This is a genomic window from Marinobacterium lutimaris, from assembly GCF_900108065.1.
GTDB lineage: Bacteria > Pseudomonadota > Gammaproteobacteria > Pseudomonadales > Balneatricaceae > Marinobacterium_D > Marinobacterium_D lutimaris.
Genome location: NZ_FNVQ01000003.1, coordinates 358,079 through 374,798, shown reverse-complemented (window position 1 = coordinate 374,798; position 16,720 = coordinate 358,079). Strand labels below are relative to the sequence as shown.

The 16,720-nt window shown below is 56.1% G+C and carries 14 protein-coding genes; 9 read left to right on the top strand and 5 right to left on the bottom strand.

The window, feature by feature from the left end:
• The first annotated feature begins 3 nt into the window (after positions 1-3).
• Positions 4-936 (top strand): Tim44 domain-containing protein, encoded by a 933-nt coding sequence (locus tag C4S72_RS16075; RefSeq protein WP_104004181.1) that lies wholly within the window; start codon positions 4-6, stop codon positions 934-936.
• 449 nt (positions 937-1,385) lie between these two features.
• On the opposite strand, the gene C4S72_RS16070 is transcribed toward C4S72_RS16075, so the two are convergent.
• The 3 genes from C4S72_RS16070 to C4S72_RS16060 form a co-directional block, all read right to left on the bottom strand.
• Positions 1,386-2,000, bottom strand: a complete 615-nt coding sequence (locus C4S72_RS16070) for a LysE family translocator (protein WP_104004180.1) — start codon at positions 1,998-2,000, stop codon at positions 1,386-1,388.
• 41 nt (positions 2,001-2,041) lie between these two features.
• Positions 2,042-2,902, bottom strand: coding sequence for an AraC family transcriptional regulator (locus tag C4S72_RS16065; RefSeq protein WP_104004179.1), 861 nt, complete (start codon positions 2,900-2,902; stop codon positions 2,042-2,044).
• A 92-nt stretch (positions 2,903-2,994) separates the two neighbouring features.
• Positions 2,995-3,885: a LysR family transcriptional regulator gene (locus tag C4S72_RS16060; RefSeq protein ID WP_104004178.1), complete on the bottom strand. Its 891-nt coding sequence runs from the start codon at positions 3,883-3,885 to the stop codon at positions 2,995-2,997.
• A 210-nt stretch (positions 3,886-4,095) separates the two neighbouring features.
• Between C4S72_RS16060 and C4S72_RS16055 the strand changes: the two genes are divergently transcribed.
• Positions 4,096-5,640, top strand: a complete 1,545-nt coding sequence (locus tag C4S72_RS16055) for an NADH-quinone oxidoreductase subunit L (protein WP_200826814.1) — start codon at positions 4,096-4,098, stop codon at positions 5,638-5,640.
• Between the two features lie 35 nt (positions 5,641-5,675).
• On the top strand, positions 5,676-8,108 hold the full coding sequence (locus C4S72_RS16050) for a YbcC family protein (RefSeq protein WP_104004176.1): 2,433 nt from the start codon (positions 5,676-5,678) through the stop codon (positions 8,106-8,108).
• A gap of 325 nt (positions 8,109-8,433) precedes the next feature.
• Here the strand turns inward: C4S72_RS16050 and C4S72_RS16045 are convergent, their stop codons facing one another.
• Both C4S72_RS16045 and C4S72_RS16040 read right to left on the bottom strand, forming a co-directional pair.
• Positions 8,434-9,927: a carboxypeptidase M32 gene (locus C4S72_RS16045; RefSeq protein WP_104004175.1), complete on the bottom strand. Its 1,494-nt coding sequence runs from the start codon at positions 9,925-9,927 to the stop codon at positions 8,434-8,436.
• 125 nt (positions 9,928-10,052) lie between these two features.
• Positions 10,053-10,985 carry a LysR substrate-binding domain-containing protein gene (locus tag C4S72_RS16040; RefSeq protein WP_104004174.1) on the bottom strand — a complete coding sequence of 311 codons (933 nt, stop codon included), beginning with the start codon at positions 10,983-10,985 and terminating at the stop codon, positions 10,053-10,055.
• Between the two features lie 203 nt (positions 10,986-11,188).
• On the opposite strand from C4S72_RS16040, the gene C4S72_RS16035 reads away from it, so the two are divergent.
• From C4S72_RS16035 to C4S72_RS16010, 6 genes are all read left to right on the top strand, one after another.
• Positions 11,189-12,049: a transporter substrate-binding domain-containing protein gene (locus C4S72_RS16035; RefSeq protein ID WP_104004173.1), complete on the top strand. Its 861-nt coding sequence runs from the start codon at positions 11,189-11,191 to the stop codon at positions 12,047-12,049.
• Positions 12,050-12,112: 63 nt separating this feature from the next.
• A complete protein-coding gene (locus C4S72_RS16030; RefSeq protein WP_104004172.1) occupies positions 12,113-12,784 on the top strand; it encodes an amino acid ABC transporter permease in 672 nt (223 codons plus the stop codon).
• Between the two features lie 10 nt (positions 12,785-12,794).
• Complete coding sequence (locus tag C4S72_RS16025) at positions 12,795-13,550, top strand: amino acid ABC transporter permease (RefSeq protein WP_104004171.1); 756 nt, start codon at positions 12,795-12,797, stop codon at positions 13,548-13,550.
• Entirely contained in the window at positions 13,543-15,096 is a 1,554-nt protein-coding gene (argH, locus tag C4S72_RS16020; RefSeq protein ID WP_104004170.1) for an argininosuccinate lyase, read from the top strand. Before C4S72_RS16025 ends, argH begins: the two co-directional genes overlap by 8 nt.
• 62 nt (positions 15,097-15,158) lie before the next feature.
• A complete protein-coding gene (locus C4S72_RS16015; RefSeq protein WP_327332822.1) occupies positions 15,159-15,848 on the top strand; it encodes an amino acid ABC transporter ATP-binding protein in 690 nt (229 codons plus the stop codon).
• Between the two features lie 55 nt (positions 15,849-15,903).
• Entirely contained in the window at positions 15,904-16,659 is a 756-nt protein-coding gene (locus C4S72_RS16010) for an amino acid ABC transporter ATP-binding protein (protein WP_104004168.1), read from the top strand.
• Positions 16,660-16,720 lie beyond the last annotated feature (61 nt).

Here is a 16,720-nt window from a genome sequence, read left to right as displayed (position 1 = left end):
CCCATGCGGATTTTGACAGTCAGTCTCTTTGCTTTTCTTCTCAGCGTGCTTATGCCCGTTGACGATGCTCACGCCAAACGTCTCGGCGGCGGCTTCTCTCTCGGCAAGTCCTACTCGGCGCCGAAAAAGACTTCGCCGGCACCTACTGCCAACAAGCAGCAGGATGCGCAGCAAACTACTAATACCGCGCAGCAGCCCGGTACTACCCAGCGTCGCCCTGGTATGGGTGGCCTGATGGGTGGTCTGTTGGCCGGTGGTCTGCTGGGTGCTCTCTTCTTCGGTGGCGCCTTCGAAGGTATCCAGATCATGGATATCCTGATCGTCGCAGTGATCGGCTTTGTGCTGTTCAAGCTGTTTGCCGGCCGTCGTCAGGCGCAGCAACAGCAGCAGGCCTATGCAGGGGCGGGTCCCCAGCCCGACATGGGGCAGTGGCGCACTTCTTCTCAGGAAGAGCCGCAGGTCCAGGCTCGGCAGCAGCACCAGGCAGAGCCTCAGGCCAGCCAGCCTGAGCCGGTCGCTGATAGCGGTTTTGGTGCCTCTCTGGCGGAGCCGGAGCTGAACCTGCCGGAATGGTTTAACAAGCGCGCGTTCCTGGATCAGGCCTGCAGCCACTTTACCGGCCTGCAGAAAGCCTGGGACGAGTGCAACTGGGAAGAGCTTAAAAGCTACACCACCGCCGAGCTGTTTGAAGAGCTGAAAGCCCAGCGCGGTCGCTTCCCGGATCGTCAGACCACCGAAGTGGATTCTGTGATGGCGGACCTGATCAACTTTATCGACGAGAAAGATCACGTCATCGTATCGATCAACTTCTACGGTTGGCTGCGTGAAGATGAGCAGTCCGGCCTCGCCGAGTTCAGCGAAATCTGGCACCTGAGCCGTGACATGAGCGTCGAAAACGCTGACTGGTTTATCGTCGGTATCGAACAGCCCAAGTAAGCTTAACCGCTACGCCAATTAGGCAAATAGAAAAGGGCCTGCAGAGATGCAGGCCCTTTTTTGTTGTCGCTCTTAAACCACCTCCTATGGAGGTGGTGATCGTTTAGTCGAGGCTAGGCCTGTTTCGTGCCACAGCGATAATGGGGCTCGATGTCTCATAGTTATCTGAGCGGATCAATCTATCCCCTTTGGCGCAGGGAAGTCGGCGTAGCCGACCAAGCCTTAGGGGCGGTTTGGGATTGCAAAGGGACTCACTTAGCAACGAAAGCCGCACAAGTCTCTTTGCTCGGCAGCAGCCGAAACCGGCCTTAAAAAGGACTCGGATATGGACGATCCCTGAATTCGTCGGAAGGTTTGCCGAGGCTCCCTTACAGGGAGCTAGATGCAAAAGCATCTGCCATACAGGCGGATTATTACTATGGGTGGCTTATGCCAGTTGAGTCGCCGTTTCAGAGTAATAGCGCCGACCAGACAGACACACCGAGCAGCACCGCCAATACGCGATTGAGCAGTTGCAGGCGTTGCTCGCTTTTCAGCAGCCTGACGCAGGCATCGCCCAGCCAGGCCCAAGCGGCGATGCAGGGCAGGGTCACGATAAAGAAGATCGTCGCCATCAGCATAGCGTGGGTGAATCCCTGAGCCGTCGAGCCGGACGGAGCGACCGGTGCGAACAGGCTGGTAGCGGTCAGCGCCATCATCCAGGTTTTCGGATTGACCGGCTGCATCAACGCGCCGTGATACCAGCTGGCCCTGGCGCATTCGGTCCCGTCGTCTGTCTGAACGGCCGGGGCGTGGTAGAGCTTCCAGGCCAGGCTTGTCAGCCAAAGTACGCCACAAAGAGCCAGTGAAAGCCGTAGCAGGGGATACTCCTGAATCAACCGGCCCAATCCACTGGCGGTCAGCAGCAGCACCGCGGCCGCACCCAGCGATGCGCCGAAGGCGAAGGGCAGGGTAGAGCGGGTACCAAAGCGGCTGCCGTTACTCAGGGCCAGCAGGTTCGTGGGGCCGGGCGTGGCCGAGGCGACAAAGGCAAAGAGGGAAAAACTGACAACAAGCGCGGACATCGGGATTCCTTATCAGGTGGTTCCCGCTTAGTGTCGCGCTATTAGCCAACTCCGTCTGGAACGCCCGTGCACAGGCTGCGATAGGCCGCAGGCGTCAGTTTGTAGGCGCGTCTGAACCAGCGCCCCAGGTGGCTCTGGTCGGAGAAACAGAGATCAGCTGCCACCTCGGCTGGGCGGCGGCCACGTGCAAGCAGCTCTCGGGCTTTGATCAGCCGCAGTTGCAGAAGGTAGGTGTGAGGCGCAACGCCAAACGCGGCCTTGAAGGCTCGATTTATCTTGAAGCGGTCGGAGTTAAGCGCCAGCGCCAGATCATCGAGGCCGATATCCTGGTGCAGATGGGCATGCAGAAAATCGCGCCCCTGTCGGGCCAGCCCGGGTAGCAGCAGTTCGTCGCGCTGGCGCTTACGCCAACTGAAGTGGGCCGTCATCCGTTCCATCAGCTGATCGATGCAGGCGTCGCGGACCATGCGCGGTTCTCCCTCCTTCAGCGCCATGTAGGCGGAGGCCAGGCTGGCCATCAGGCGGCGATCATCGCACAGCGTCTGCTCCACGCGCAGCTCAAAGCGGTCGGGAAGATCCTCAAAAATATCGGCCAACTGTCGGTGCAGCCAGTCGGTGGGCAGGTAGAGCGCGCGGTAGGTGAATCCATCCTGCTGCGGCGCTTCGCCGTCGTGCAGTTCGCCCGGCTCGATAAGGAAAATGTTCCCCGGCGTGGAGCGCTGGACCTGGCGCCGACAGCTGAACTGCTGCAGGCCCTGTTCGGTGTAGCCGATCAGATAATCATCGTGCCAGTGCGGATCGTAAGCCTGGCTGTTGCCGACAAAATGGGTACGAAACAGCTCTACCCCGGTCTCGCTGTCGCGGGAGAAGTCGATCCAGTTTTGGGGCTCGGCAGCTTTCATGGAGCAGGCTTTTTAAAACGTTATTGGCTGATTCGCCAGTTAAACATCTCGGCAGGCGGATGTCTGGAATATTTGTGCACGACAGCGGAGCGTCAGTGCTCGCGCTCCAGCACCTCGCCCTCCATCAGGGTCGATAACAGCTTGGGTGCAAACTGGCGCTTGCCCATGATGGCATAGAAGTTCTCCTGCACCGTGGGCAAAGGGCGGTAGTTGCGCAGCAGACCCTGCTGCAACTCGTCCTGTACCACGATCTCTGGCACCACGGTGATGCCGCCGGAGTCTCGGGCTAGCAGGCGCAGCATCGCCATATCCTCAACCTCGGCGTGATAGTGCACGTTTAGCCCCTGTTCTTCGCATAACAGGTCGAACTGGCTGCGGATATCGCTGCCCGGAGCCGGAGCCAGCAGCAGCACGTTCTCCAGATCTTCAGGGTAGCGGAAGCTGTCGGCGCCCTCGGGCGGTCCTACCAGACAGGCGCTCTGCTGGGCGATGCGGCGGCAACGCCAGGGGGTGCTGGCATCGGCGGCCACGGCGCGGTTGGAGAGAATCAGGTCGAGCTTGTGAACCCGTAACCGCTCCAGCAGCTCTTCCAGTGTGGCGGATTCAACCACCAGCTGTACATCCGGTGAGCCGATGACGGGACGCAGAAAGTTATCCTGGAAGTTACGCGACAGGGTGGTCACCGCGCCGATTCGCAGCCGCTGCACCTGTTGGTGCTCACCGCTTTCCAGCATCGCCAGCAGCTCGCTCCCCAGGCCAAAGATGTTCTCGGCGTATTCCAGCACCCGGTGGCCCACGGTGGTGAGCTCCAGCTTGCGCCCCTCGCGGTCGAACAGGCGCTGACCCAGCTGCTCCTCAAGCTGCTTGATCTGGGACGAAAGCGCCGACTGGGAGACATGCAGCTGCTGTGCAGCTCGGGTCAGGTGCCCCTCCTTGGCAACGGTCCAGAAGTAGTAAAGGTGGTGAAAGTTCAGGTTGCGCATGGCGATGTCTTAAGGGTTCTCGTTGCTGGATTGAGGCTGTTCTTCCCGGGCGCTCTCCATAGAGGGTCCAGGCAGGCAAAATGGTTGAGTTTTAATACTCTGTTCTATTTAAGTGAACGAATTATTCAGATCAATCTATTTTACAAGCATAGCTCAAATCCGCACCATTAGCGCCATCGGAATTCGTTCTTTTTCCCCGGAGGTATCCCCTTGATCTCAGCGCTGCCCTGGTTGTTGCCGCTGCTATTCGGTGCGGCTTTTATTCGCTCGCTTGGCGCGGCTGATCCCTGGAAGCCGGCTCGAATAGCTGCCAACATCGGTCTGCCGATGACGCTGGTCGCAGCCATTGCAGGTGTTGTTGCCGATGCCTCCGGCAAGGCAGAGATCGACGGTCTCGGGCTGACGACGGCGCTGCTGATCGCGATGCTGGCCTGGGTTATCATCCGTTTCTCTTGCCGTTACCTTCAGGGCGAGCCCAACCAGCGCCGCTTTGTCAGCGCCATGATGTTTACCCTGGCTTCGGTCGGCGTGCTGGTACTGAGCCGTCATCTGGCGGTCATCGTTCTGGCCTGGGGCGCCACCAGCGTGGGCCTGCACTTCCTGCTGACCTTTTACGGCGATCGCAAGACTGCCCAGGTGGTGGCACACAAAAAATTTCTCGTCAGCCGTATGGCCGACGCCTGCCTCCTGGTGGCGCTGGGTCTGATCTACAGCGTCACCGACAGCCTCTCCCTGGACGTGATTCACGATGAACTGGCCGGCTGGTCGACGCTGCCGGTTTCCGTGCATGCGGCGATGGTGCTCTTTGCCCTGGCGGCGATTCTGAAGTCTGCCCAGCTGCCGCTGCACGGCTGGCTGATCCAGGTAATGGAGGCGCCGACACCGGTTTCCGCGCTGCTGCACGCGGGTGTCGTTAACATGGGCGGCTTCGTGATGATCCGTCTTGCAGATCTGCTTAGCCTGGCGCCAGTCGCCCAGTGGCTGCTGGTGATCGTCGGTAGTCTCACCGCCGTACTGGCAGGGCTGGTGATGATGACCCGCATCAGCATCAAGGTTCGCCTGGCCTGGTCCACCTGCAGCCAGATGGGCTTCATGCTGATGGAAGTGGGGCTGGGTCTTTACGAACTGGCGATGCTGCACCTGATCGCGCACTCCTTCTACAAGGCATACTCCTTCCTTAGCAGCGGCGATACCGTGGCGCAGGTGCGTGCCCATGACCTGTATCGCCACACCCGTCAGCCCGGCGTATTTTCACGGATGCTGCTGGCGCTGGTGCTGAGCGGCGCACTGGTAGTTCTCTCTGCCAAGACCTGGCACTGGGCCCTGGCCCTGGAGCTGCCTTCGGTGGTAACGCTGATCCTGGTGCTGGGGTTTGCACCGCTGCTTTGGCAGGCGGGTGAGCGCTCGCTTATCGCCTTTGGCCGGGCTCTGCTGCAGGTGTTTGCCCTGACCCAGCTCTACCTGGTCTGGCACCTGGTGTTTGCCGCGGTGGTGCCGGCGGCTCCGGTGGAGTCCGCAGTGCTGGTCGGCTGGGTGGCGGTCTGCTTTATCGCGCTCTACCTGCTGCAGGCACAGCTGCAGAGCAACCCGCGCGGTGCGCTGTCACAGCGTCTTTATCCCTGGGTCTACAATGGTTTTTATCTGGACGAGACCTTCACCCGCCTGACCTTCCGCTTCTGGCCGGTGCGACTGAATGACCGCCAGGCCCGCACCCGTGTCGATCATCAGCCGGCGAACGCGGGAGGGTTTCATTAATGAGCGCTTTGGCAGAGGAAGTAAGGAGCGAAACGATGAGTTCAGCGGCGCAGCAGGACACGGTCAGTGATAAGGGTGAAGCACTGAAGGCAGCGGTGGACGCCGCTTGCGGTATGGTAGCTCCGAACTGGCCGCTGGACCGCATGATCGCCGTAAACCCCTACTGGGGCATGGTGGATAAGTCGTTTGAACAGGTCCATCGTCGTCTCGCTTCCCTTGGCGGCTCCACACTATTTATGCCGCTGAGCTACTACCGCGAACAGTGGAAGCAGGGCGCTATCAACGAACAGGATCTGCAGGCTGCCATCGACGAACAGGGCGGACATCAGACCCCTGAACTGCTGGTTGCACAGCTGGATCGCCGTTACCCGCAGAAGTATTCCGCACCGCTGCCCAGCGACCTGCTGGATGGTCAGCGTGACCTGAGCCACGAGCCGGCCTGGTGTGACACGATTACCCATCAGGTTTCCCAGTTCTGCGGCGCCTGGTTCGACCGTGATCAGGCAGACTGGCGCCCGGACGATGACAGCTGTCTCTACAGCGGCTGGCGCGAGGTGATGCAGTTTGGCCATAGCGTCGAGCGGCTGATGCAGTCGCCCTGGATCGCCGGTCGCGTGGAGCAACTGCCCGAAGAGCCGATGGCGCTGATCGAATACGCGCTGAAGCGCCTCGAGGTCAAAGAGTCCGACTGGCAGGCTTTCCTGCATGCGGTCATCCTGAGAATCAGCGGTTGGGCCTCCTGGTGTGCTTACCGTCGCTGGCTGGCGAATCAGCAGGGCGCTGATGACGACGCCATCGTTGAGTTGCTGGCGATCCGCCTTGGCTGGGAATGCCTGCTCGATGACGGCAGCCGGGGTGAGGATTCACTGCTTAAGCAGTGGCACGCCCGTTGGGAACGCCATTTTCTGACCCTGGACGACGTCGCCGTGCAGACCCACAGCCTTTGGCAGCGGGCCATGGAGATCGGTTATCAGCGTCGTCTGGGTGACGCACTCCAGGCTGCGCCGGCCAAGCCTGCGGCAGAGCGGCCGCTGGCGCAGGCGGTGTTCTGCATCGACGTACGCTCCGAAGTGTTCCGCCGCCATCTGGAAGCGGCGCAGGATATTGAAACCCTCGGCTTTGCCGGCTTCTTCGGCCTGCCGGTGGCCTATACCCCGCTGGGCACCGAAGCCACCCGCCCACAGCTGCCGGGCCTGCTGGCGCCGGTACTCTCGGTCACCGACAGCAGTGGCGATGCTGACAAAGATAAGCAAACCGCTGCCGAGCGTCAGCGCCAGTTGGCGCGTAACAGCACCTGGCAGCCCTTTGCCTCCATGCCCGGTTCCGCCTTCAGCCTGGTAGAAACCCTGGGCCTGGGTTACCTGGGCAAGCTGATCAAACGCAGCAAGCCGAGTTCGAAATCGGCATTGTCGGAGCAGGGCATCCTTAAAGCGGGTGCCGGTATCCGTCCGCAGCTCAGCGGCGTGGATCTCGCCAACAAAATCGATCTGGCCGCCAAGGTGCTGCGCGGTATGAACCTGGTCGAAGGCGCAGCGCCGCTGGTGCTGTTGATCGGGCATGGTGCCCATAGCGTCAACAACCCGCACAAGGCGGGCCTGGACTGCGGCGCCTGCTGCGGTCAGACCGGTGAAGTAAATGCCCGCGCACTGGCCAACCTGCTGAACGATCCACAGGTGCGCGAAGGCCTGAAAGAGCAGGGGATCAACCTGCCGGAAGACACCCGCTTTATTGCTGGCTTCCATAACACCACCACCGAAGAGGTGGGCCTGTTCGATGCCGACCTTAACCAGTTGCCTATCGAAAAGCTGGATTACGTGCGGCTGCAACTGGCCGAAGCCGGCAAGCAGGCGCGCCGTGAGCGGGCAGCCAGCCTGGGCCTTGAAAAGCTGGCCCATGACCCGGAAGCGCTGCTGAAAAAGGTGCGTCAGCGCGGTAACGACTGGGCCCAGACTCGTCCTGAATGGGGCCTGGGCAACAACGCCGCCTTTATCATCGGCCCGCGCTGTCGCAGCCGCGGCGTCGACCTCGACGGCCGCGTCTTCCTGCACGAATACGATCCGCAGCTCGACAGCGAAGGCGCACTGCTGGAACAGATCATGACCGCGCCGATGATTGTCGCCCACTGGATCAACATGCAGTACTACGCCTCCACGGTGGACAACCGCCGCTACGGCGCAGGCAACAAAACCCTGCACAACGTGGTGGGCGGCCGTATCGGCGTGTTCGAAGGAAACGGCGGCGACCTGCGCATTGGCCTTGCAATGCAGTCCCTGCACGACGGCCAAAACTGGCGTCACCAGCCACTACGCCTCACCGTAGTGATCGACGCACCGCGCGAACGTATCCAGGCCGTGATCGACAAACACGAAGTAGTCGCCAGACTGGTCAACAACGGCTGGCTCTACCTGATGCGGTTTGGGGGGAATGGGGTGGAGGCGATCAAGCCAACGGCTAAACCCGAAATTTGAGTTTGGCAGGAATTTGCTAAGCGCAGCCGCTTTTCAACCCCTTCTGCGCAGCCGAGCATCGCAGCGTGAAAGAGAAACAAGGGAAAGGTTGTTTGAGCGAAGCGAGTTTCCTTTCCCGCTCTTTCAGGCGAGAAGCACAGGGAAATCGGCGCAGCCGATCAAGCAGCAGGGGCGGTTTGGGATTGCCAAGGGACTTGTCCGCACAAGTCCCTTGGCTCGCCAGCAGGCGAAACGGGAGTTAAGTAAACGCTGATAGGTCTTCGGCACGCGAAAAAATTAAACGAGTCACCTGGTTTAAAAAGCTTCCCATGAAGTAAGCGCAAGCTTACCCCTCAAGGTACCGACTCCGAATATGCCGAATAAAATACTCCGGATTGGTCGTCTCACCGGTCGCCTGAGTCATCAGCTCCTCTGAGCTGAGAAACGATCCCTTGCTCCAGATCTTCTCACCCAGCCACTGACGCAGCGGCGTCACATCACCGCGACCCAGGTGCGCATCCAGATCCTCCATATCCCGGTGCATGGCAGCAAACAGCTGCGCCGCGTTCAGTGCACCCAGGGTGTAGGAGGGGAAATAGCCGAAAGCGCCAGACGGCCAGTGAATATCCTGCAGGCAGCCATCCTTATAGTTGCCGCGGGTATCCAGGCCCAGGTAGTCGTGCATCTTCTCTGCCCAGGCGTCGGGAATATCCTCCGCCTCCATCTCGCCGTTGATCAGCTTGGATTCGATCTCGTAGCGCAGCACGATATGCATCGGGTAGGTGACCTCATCCGCATCCACGCGGATAAAGCCGCGCTGCACGTGGGTCATGGCGTGCCAGAACTCGTCGTTATCCACCTCTTTCAAGGCTGGGAAGTGGCGCTGGATCATCGGCGTCAGGTATCGGACAAAGGGTTGAGACAGCAGCAGCTGCTTTTCAAACAGCAGGCTCTGGCTTTCATGGATGCTCATGCTGCGTGCTTCGCCCACCGGCAGGCCGTTCCAGGCTTCCGGCAGCCCCGCTTCATAGCTGGCGTGACCGGTTTCATGCACCGTGCCCATCAGCGCATCGATAAAGCCGTCTTCGTTGTAACGGGTGGTGATACGGTGATCACCGCGTACGCCGGTGCTGAATGGATGGCTGCTGATATCGAGTCGACCGTTGTTGAAGTCGAAACCCAGCAGCTTCATCACCTCGCGGCTTAGCTGCTCCTGCGAGGCGACCGGGTAGTGACCGCTCAGATCCACGTGGGGCCGGCGGCGCTGGCGCTCGATCACCGTGTTGATCAGCTCTGGCAGCTCCGCTTTCAGTCCATCAAATACCTTGCCGATGGAAGTGCTGGTGTCGCCGCTGGAATAGAGATCCAGCAGGGCATCGTAAGGGGTATCGAAGGCGCCATCGGCAGCATCCATGCGGGCTTTGGCTTCTTGGCGTGACAGGTTGACCAGCTCCTTGAAGTTACTGAGGAAACCCTGCCAGTCGTTCTTGCCACGCTGCTCGCGCCAGGCGTGGGAGCAGCGGCTCGAGGCCAGCGACTGCGCCTGAACCAAGTCCGACGGCAGGCAGCTCGCCTGCAGCCACTGTCGATGCATCTCGCGCAGGCTCGCCTGTTCGTCGGCGCTGAGGGTCTGTTGCTGGGCTTCAGCGAACCAGTCGCCCAACTGCGGCGCCGTCAGCATCTCATGCTGTAGCTGATGCAGCTCCGCCATCGCCTGGGCTCGGCTCTCGGCCCCGCCCGGCGGCATCATCACCTCCTGATCCCAGCCAAGGAAGGTGCTGGCGTGGGCAAGCCGGTTCAGGCGGGTGAACTGATCGACGAGGGATTGGTACGCGCGCATTAATTGCTCCTGTCAGACTGGCTAAACTGGTTTGCCTCTCGCTCTCCGAGCTAGTGCTCATGATAAGCGAAGTAAGGAAGCACAGGTTTAGCGGCTCCGGTTTTTGGCCTGGTGACCGTGTCAGGTTAGTTGATAAAGCTATTTGATAGCAGACGGTCTTTGAAAGTTTTGAACTCCTGATCGAAGGACTCATTAAAGCGTTTTACGATTTTTGTCTTGCTGCATGTTTTTGATGTTATGTAAGTGAATGAAAAATCGAGGCTTTCCACCAAAGGTTTAACTAGCCCACCGCGCTGTGCAAAGGCTGAGGCTGTGAACCCATCGACGATACTGCATCCCAAACCCGCCTGTACCAGTTCTGCAATGGTCAGTGACCACCTTGCCTCTATTATCTGTGTGCGGCTGATGTTCAGTGAGCTGAGCAGGGAATCGATTCTCAATCGGCTTGCGGCACCCTCGGGCGTGGTGATTATTTTCTCGCCCTCGAGATCAAATACCGAGATTTCTCTTTTGGCGCTGAGATGGTGGTCCGGCGGTAGAATGCAGAACGACGGGGTAGATAACACCGGACCTGTAGTGACTTGAGAGGTGTCGACGGGCGTAGTGACGAAACCAAGATCGAATAAGCCTGAGGCGACGAGTTCTACTATTTCATCCGAGCCATACCCGTGGAGGGATAGCTCCAGATCTCCATCCTGTTCATAAAGTCTTTTGATCACTTGCGCAATAAAGCCCACTGCGAGCGCAGGCATAACCGCAATGTGCAGGCTACCGCCAGAGTTGTTCTTGATACGGCGGGCGGCTCGCTTTACACAGTCCAGCCCACGATAGCTTTGCTCTACCTCGGAATAGAGTATATGGGCGTCCTCTGTGGCGCTGATCTTTCCCTGGATTCTCTCAAATAAAGCAAAACCCAACTCCTCTTCCAGTTGCGAAATTATCTTTGAGACGGCTGGCTGCGTAACCGATAAAAATCGAGCGGCCTCTGTAAAAGAGCCTGTCAGCATGAGTGCTCGAAATGCTTCTATCTGCCTGTGAGTCAAGCGCATCTGTTGCATGCTTGATTACTCCCTTGCCTCATGAGGTGAGGTTATATCTGCATCAGAATATATGCTTTGACGTAATGTTGCTAGCTGAAATAGATTAAGTCTTACCGTGATCGTGATCATAGAACGCTAAATAAGTGAGTTCTTAACGAGAATTAGTCTGTTTATAAGATTTTCAGTCTGGATTTTATTGAAGTCAGCTAGGAGAAAACACGATGAAGTTACGAACGTTTACTTGCAATAAAAGATTACCTAACCTGCTCGCAGGAGTTGCATTTAGTTTTGCGAGTGTTGGTATCGCACAGGCTGATACTACAGAAATGCCTAAGGTTCCTGATTCAGTTCAAGAAGCCGGTGTGCTTAAAGTCGGTACTAAATGTGACTATCCCCCAGAGGGGTTTCTCGATAACTCTGGCACCCCTGTAGGTGTCGAAGTATCCATGGCTCATCAGATTGCTAAATATATATTTGGTGATGAGGCAGAAGCAGAGATAGTTTGCGTAACAACCTCGAATCGCGTTCCAGCACTTCTCGGCGGCAAGATTGATCTGATCATAGCGACCATGGGGATTACCCCTGAGCGTCAGCAAGTTGTTGAATTTACAGAGCCTTATGCTTGGTCATCCCAAGGAATGGTGGTTCGTAGCGAGGATGACTATACCTCTTTGGAGCAGCTTAAGGATAAGCCTGTTGCCTTTGTAAAGGGGGCTCTCGCTATTCCCTACTTTGATGAAAATTATCCCAGTATCGAACGGCTACAGCTGGATGGAGTATCGAATGCTGTCCAGGCCTTAATGACTAATCGTGTTGAAGGCTATGCACACGATACGCCGATACTGATGTCGTTGGTTAGTCAAAACTCAAAGATCCGTTTGATCGATCAACAGTTTAAGTTCAGCCTTCGTGCTGCAGCTGTGCGCCCAGGTAATGAGGAACTGTTGAGTTATGTAAACAGCTCTTTAAAGCGCATGGCTGCGGAGGACAGGTTCCGCGATTGGTTTGAAGAGTATGCAAACGATGAAAATATGGAAGTTAAACTTAACTTCTGGGATATGGATAAAAAGCCGAATAGCTAATAGATATACTTGTCCGATATCCGAGCACTCTTTGAAGAGTGCTCAATATTAAGAAGTGATTGTATGGATTATCAATTTAGCTTTCCCTATATATGGGGGGCAACCCCGGATTTATTAGATGGGCTGTGGATCACGCTAATAGTCAGCTTATTATCAATAATTTTTTCAGTCATTATCGGTGTTGTTTGTGCAAGCCTTAGGGTGTTCCACGTGCCGGTCCTTTCCAGTGTAGCTGCGGGATATGTGCACTTTATAAGGTCAACACCGCTGCTTGTGCAGATATTTTTTATTTTCTATGGACTTGCCTCACTGGGATTTGGGTTGAGCGGCTTCTGGTCAGGTGTGCTAGCGCTATCGCTTTGGGGCGGAGCATACAACACTGAAAACATAAGGGGCGGCTTATCTGCGGTCGATAAAGGGTTAAAGGAGGCTGCTTATTCGCTGGGGCTGAGGCCTATTCACTATCTTCGGCTTGTTGCTTTGCCCATCGGTTTGAGAGTTTGTATTCCGGCGCTTTTGAATACCGCGGTTTCAGTGTTGAAAAACTCATCTTACCTCCAGGCTATCGGTGTCGCTGAACTGACGTTTGTAGCTATGGATAGGGTTGCGATGGATTTTAGAACCTTGGAGATGTTCTTGGCTATAGGTCTTATCTACCTGGTAATTGTTCTGTTGCTTTCCACCGCTGTTCGGAGATTGGAAACGTTTCTGAAAGCGCCGTTCAACACAGCGTAAGGAATATAAAATGCAACTTATTATAGATAGCCTTCCCCTATTATTTTCCGGGTTGTTAATTACTTTCAAGCTGGCTTCACTGACACTGATATTAACGGCATTTATATCACTAATTTTCGGAATTATGTCGGTTTCACGATACAAGATGCTTCGTATTATATCGATTGTATTTGTCGAAGTTTTTCGTGATATACCGATCGTAGTTAACCTGCTTTTTGTCTATTTCGGTGCGCCGCTCCTTGGGCTGGCTTTGGATCCGTTCACTGCTGCATTGGTCAGCCTGACTTCCTGGGGGAGCGCCAATGGCTCAGAAATTATTCGAGGTGGCTTCAACTCTTTAGCAAAGCATCAGCGGGAAAGTGCCATGGCGCTTGGACTAAGGCCTTGGGAAACAATGCTTTTCGTACTGCTACCTCAGGTCATTGTGCCGGTCCTGCCATCCTTTACCGGGTTGTTTTCCCTGCTGATTCAGGCGACCTCGCTGGCAACTCTAGTGGGAGCCTCGGAGTTCCTTCGAACCGCAAACATCATCGTGGAAAGAACAACGATGATGACAGGTGAAAGTCCGGCATTTGCAGTGTTTGGGTTCGTACTTTGTGTTTATTTCGTTATTTGTTTCAGCTTGAACGTGCTTACGTCAAAGCTGGAAAGAAAATTAGTTAAATCCCGGACGATGCAAAGTCAGGAAGAGAAAAATAGCAGCAATTTGTTAAAAGCATTTACTGAATCATTCAGCGCCTTGAAATGGAGAAAAAGTCATGACTAACACCTCAGTCGAAACAGCGAACGTACATGGGGCTGCTGAAGGTAAATCTAAAGTGAGTGGGTTGTTGAGCGAACCATTGGCGAAAGAGATCATAGAAGGGATAACGGCGCCAAACCTTTATCGGGCCTTTGATGACGCGCTCTACTGGTTTACCAAAATTAACCGTGCTCACCTGGTCATGCTTTCGGAACAAGGATTGATTGAAGTAGAGGTTGCAGGGCGTCTTCTGCAACACATATCAGATCTGGACCAAGAGGGTTCTAAAGCATTTTCGCTGGACCCTGAACGAGAGGACCCCTGGTTTAATTACGAGGCAGAGCTGACTCGCCGTGCCGGGCCTGAGGCAGGACGCCTGCACATGGCACGTTCACGTAACGACCTGAAGAAAACACAGGAAAGAATGCGTTGTATAAAGTTGGCTGAAGAGCTGGTGGCTGGCAGTCTTGCTATCCGAGAGGCGCTGCTGGAGCGGGCGAAAGCTGAGGTGGATACAGTGATGCCGGGGTATACCCATTTGCAGCATGCTCAGCCGATCACCTTTGGCTGGTATTTGCTGGGTATTGAAGCGGCACTTAGCCGTGATACCAGCCGTATCGAAAGCGCCCTGGTCCGCATGAATAACTGTCCGCTTGGGGCCGGAGCGTTTGCAGGTACCCGCTTTTCGATCAACCGCGAGCGTACCGCAGAGCTACTGGGGTTCGATGGTGTTCAGCAGCATTCGATGGATGCGGTCGGTAACAGAGACGCGATGGTTGAGCTGATGAGCGCAGCGATGCAGCTGTCGATGACCATTGGTCGCATGAGTCAGGACTTTTATCTCTGGGCGACCTATGAGTTCGGAATGCTGGAGTTTCCCGATCGAGTAGCCAGTACCTCGTCGATCATGCCGCAAAAGAAAAACCTGACGGTTCTGGAAAACCTCAAGGCTCGTCCCACCATTCTTCTCGGTGCAATGAGTACTGCGGTCGCCACTCTTCGCGCGGTGCCTTTTGGTCACAGCCAGGAGGTAAGTATCGATTCTGCACGCTGGGTATGGGATTCGCTGGAAGAGTTAAAAGGGATTCTTCCTGCTGCGCGTGTTGTCGTTGAGTGTGCGACGCCACGTAAAGAGCGTATGAAGGACCTGGCGGGTGAAAACTTTTGTACCGCAACGGCGTTGGCGGATCTTCTCAGCTCCCGCTATGGCCTGCCTTTCCGTCAGGCGCACCATATTACGGGGCGTTATGTGCGTTTGGTTCTGGACGGTAATTCACCCCAGGAAGCTATTCGAGGCGCCTACGAAGAGGAAACAGGTCAGCCGCTGGATGATATCGAGACGCTGCTGGTCGAAGCGCTGGATCCGGCTGGCATTCTCGATGCGACCACCGGGTGCGGTCCCAGCCGCGCAGAATCAGACGTGCTTCACCGTGATGGTCTGACCCGTTTGGAGAAAGACAGAAAAGCCTCCGCCGAGCGTCTGCAACGCCGTGCCAGTGCGGAGCTTCAGCTGAATACGGTTTCCAATCAGCTGGTTCGCAAAGCTGCAGAGGAGATGGCCGTCTCATGATTCAGCCGCCTCTCATCAACGTTTCTGGTCTATGTAAGGAGTTCCGTGGCGGGATTCGCGCCTTGAACGATATCAACCTGTCGGTCAATCGTGGGGAGGTCGTTGTAATTCTTGGACCGTCGGGCTCCGGAAAGTCCACGCTTATCCGCTGTATCAATGGGCTGGAGGAGACAACCTCGGGTGAGATTAAGGTTGAAGGAAAGTCGCTGGCAGGAAACTCCGAAAGAAAGTGGCGAAATCATCGCCTGGAAGTAGGCATGGTGTTTCAAAACTATGCGCTTTTTCCTCATCTCAATGTGATCAAGAACATCACCCTCGCTCCGTTACGAGCGGGGGTGCTGAAAAAGGAAGAAGCAGTTCAGGAAGCTCGTCGGTTGCTTGAGCTGGTCGGTTTAGCGGCTAAAGAAAACTCACCGGTGGCCTCGTTGTCCGGTGGGCAGCAGCAGCGAATAGCGATCTGCAGGGCGCTGGCGATGAAACCTAAAGCGATCCTGTTTGACGAGCCCACTTCAGCCTTGGATCCGGAAATGGTGGGCGAGGTCCTGTCTGTTATGAGGCGGCTCGCTGATGAGGGGGTTACCATGATCTGCGTGACTCATGAGATGGGGTTCGCAAAAAGCGCAGCAGATCGCATTGTGTTTATGGACAAGGGCGAAATCGTTGAAGAGGCGCCGCCACAGAAGTTTTTCTCTGCGCCGGAGTCGGACCGCAGCCGTCGTTTTCTCGATCTGATATCCAGCCACCACGGTTGATGTCGTCCTGGTTTTTCATAGATTCATCGTTTGAGGCCGAGTAATGGTTAACAGTATGAGTATCGATCAGCTCGCAGGATCCGCCATCAGTATCAAGGGGCTGAGTAAATGGTACGGTGACTTCAAGGTGCTTGAGGCGATAGACCTTAACATCGATAACGGCGAAAAGGTCGTCATTTGCGGGCCCTCGGGTTCAGGAAAGTCGACCCTGATTCGTTGCGTGAACGGTCTTGAAGAACACCAGGAAGGTCAGATCGAAGTCGAAGGAAAGGTGCTGGAGAAGGATATTAAATCCATCTCAAAAGTCCGGGCGGAGGTCGGAATGGTTTTTCAGCATTTCAACCTGTTCCCGCATCTATCCATACTCGATAACTGCACACTGGCGCCTTTAACGCTCAGGAATGTATCCAGACAGGAAGCCGAAGAAACCGCCATGCACTTTCTTGAGAAAGTGAAAATACCGGATCAGGCGCATAAATTTCCATCCCAGCTTTCCGGCGGGCAACAGCAGAGGGTTGCCATCGCCCGTTCGCTCTGTATGAAACCCAAAATCATGCTGTTCGACGAGCCGACCTCGGCGCTTGATCCGGAAATGATCAAAGAGGTGCTGGATACGATGGTCGAGCTGGCAGAGGAGGGGATGACGATGATCTGCGTGACCCATGAGATGGGCTTCGCAAGAGAGGTAGCGGACAGAGTTATATTCATGGACTCTGGCAAGGTGGTTGAGATGAATACGCCGGAAAACTTCTTCAGCAATCCCGAGCATCCGCGAACCAAACTATTCCTGAGCCAGATCCTCGATCACTAGGTGTATCCTGCAGCGGCCGATCTATGTCGATGCATAGGTCCAGCTTTATACCAAAAGCGGA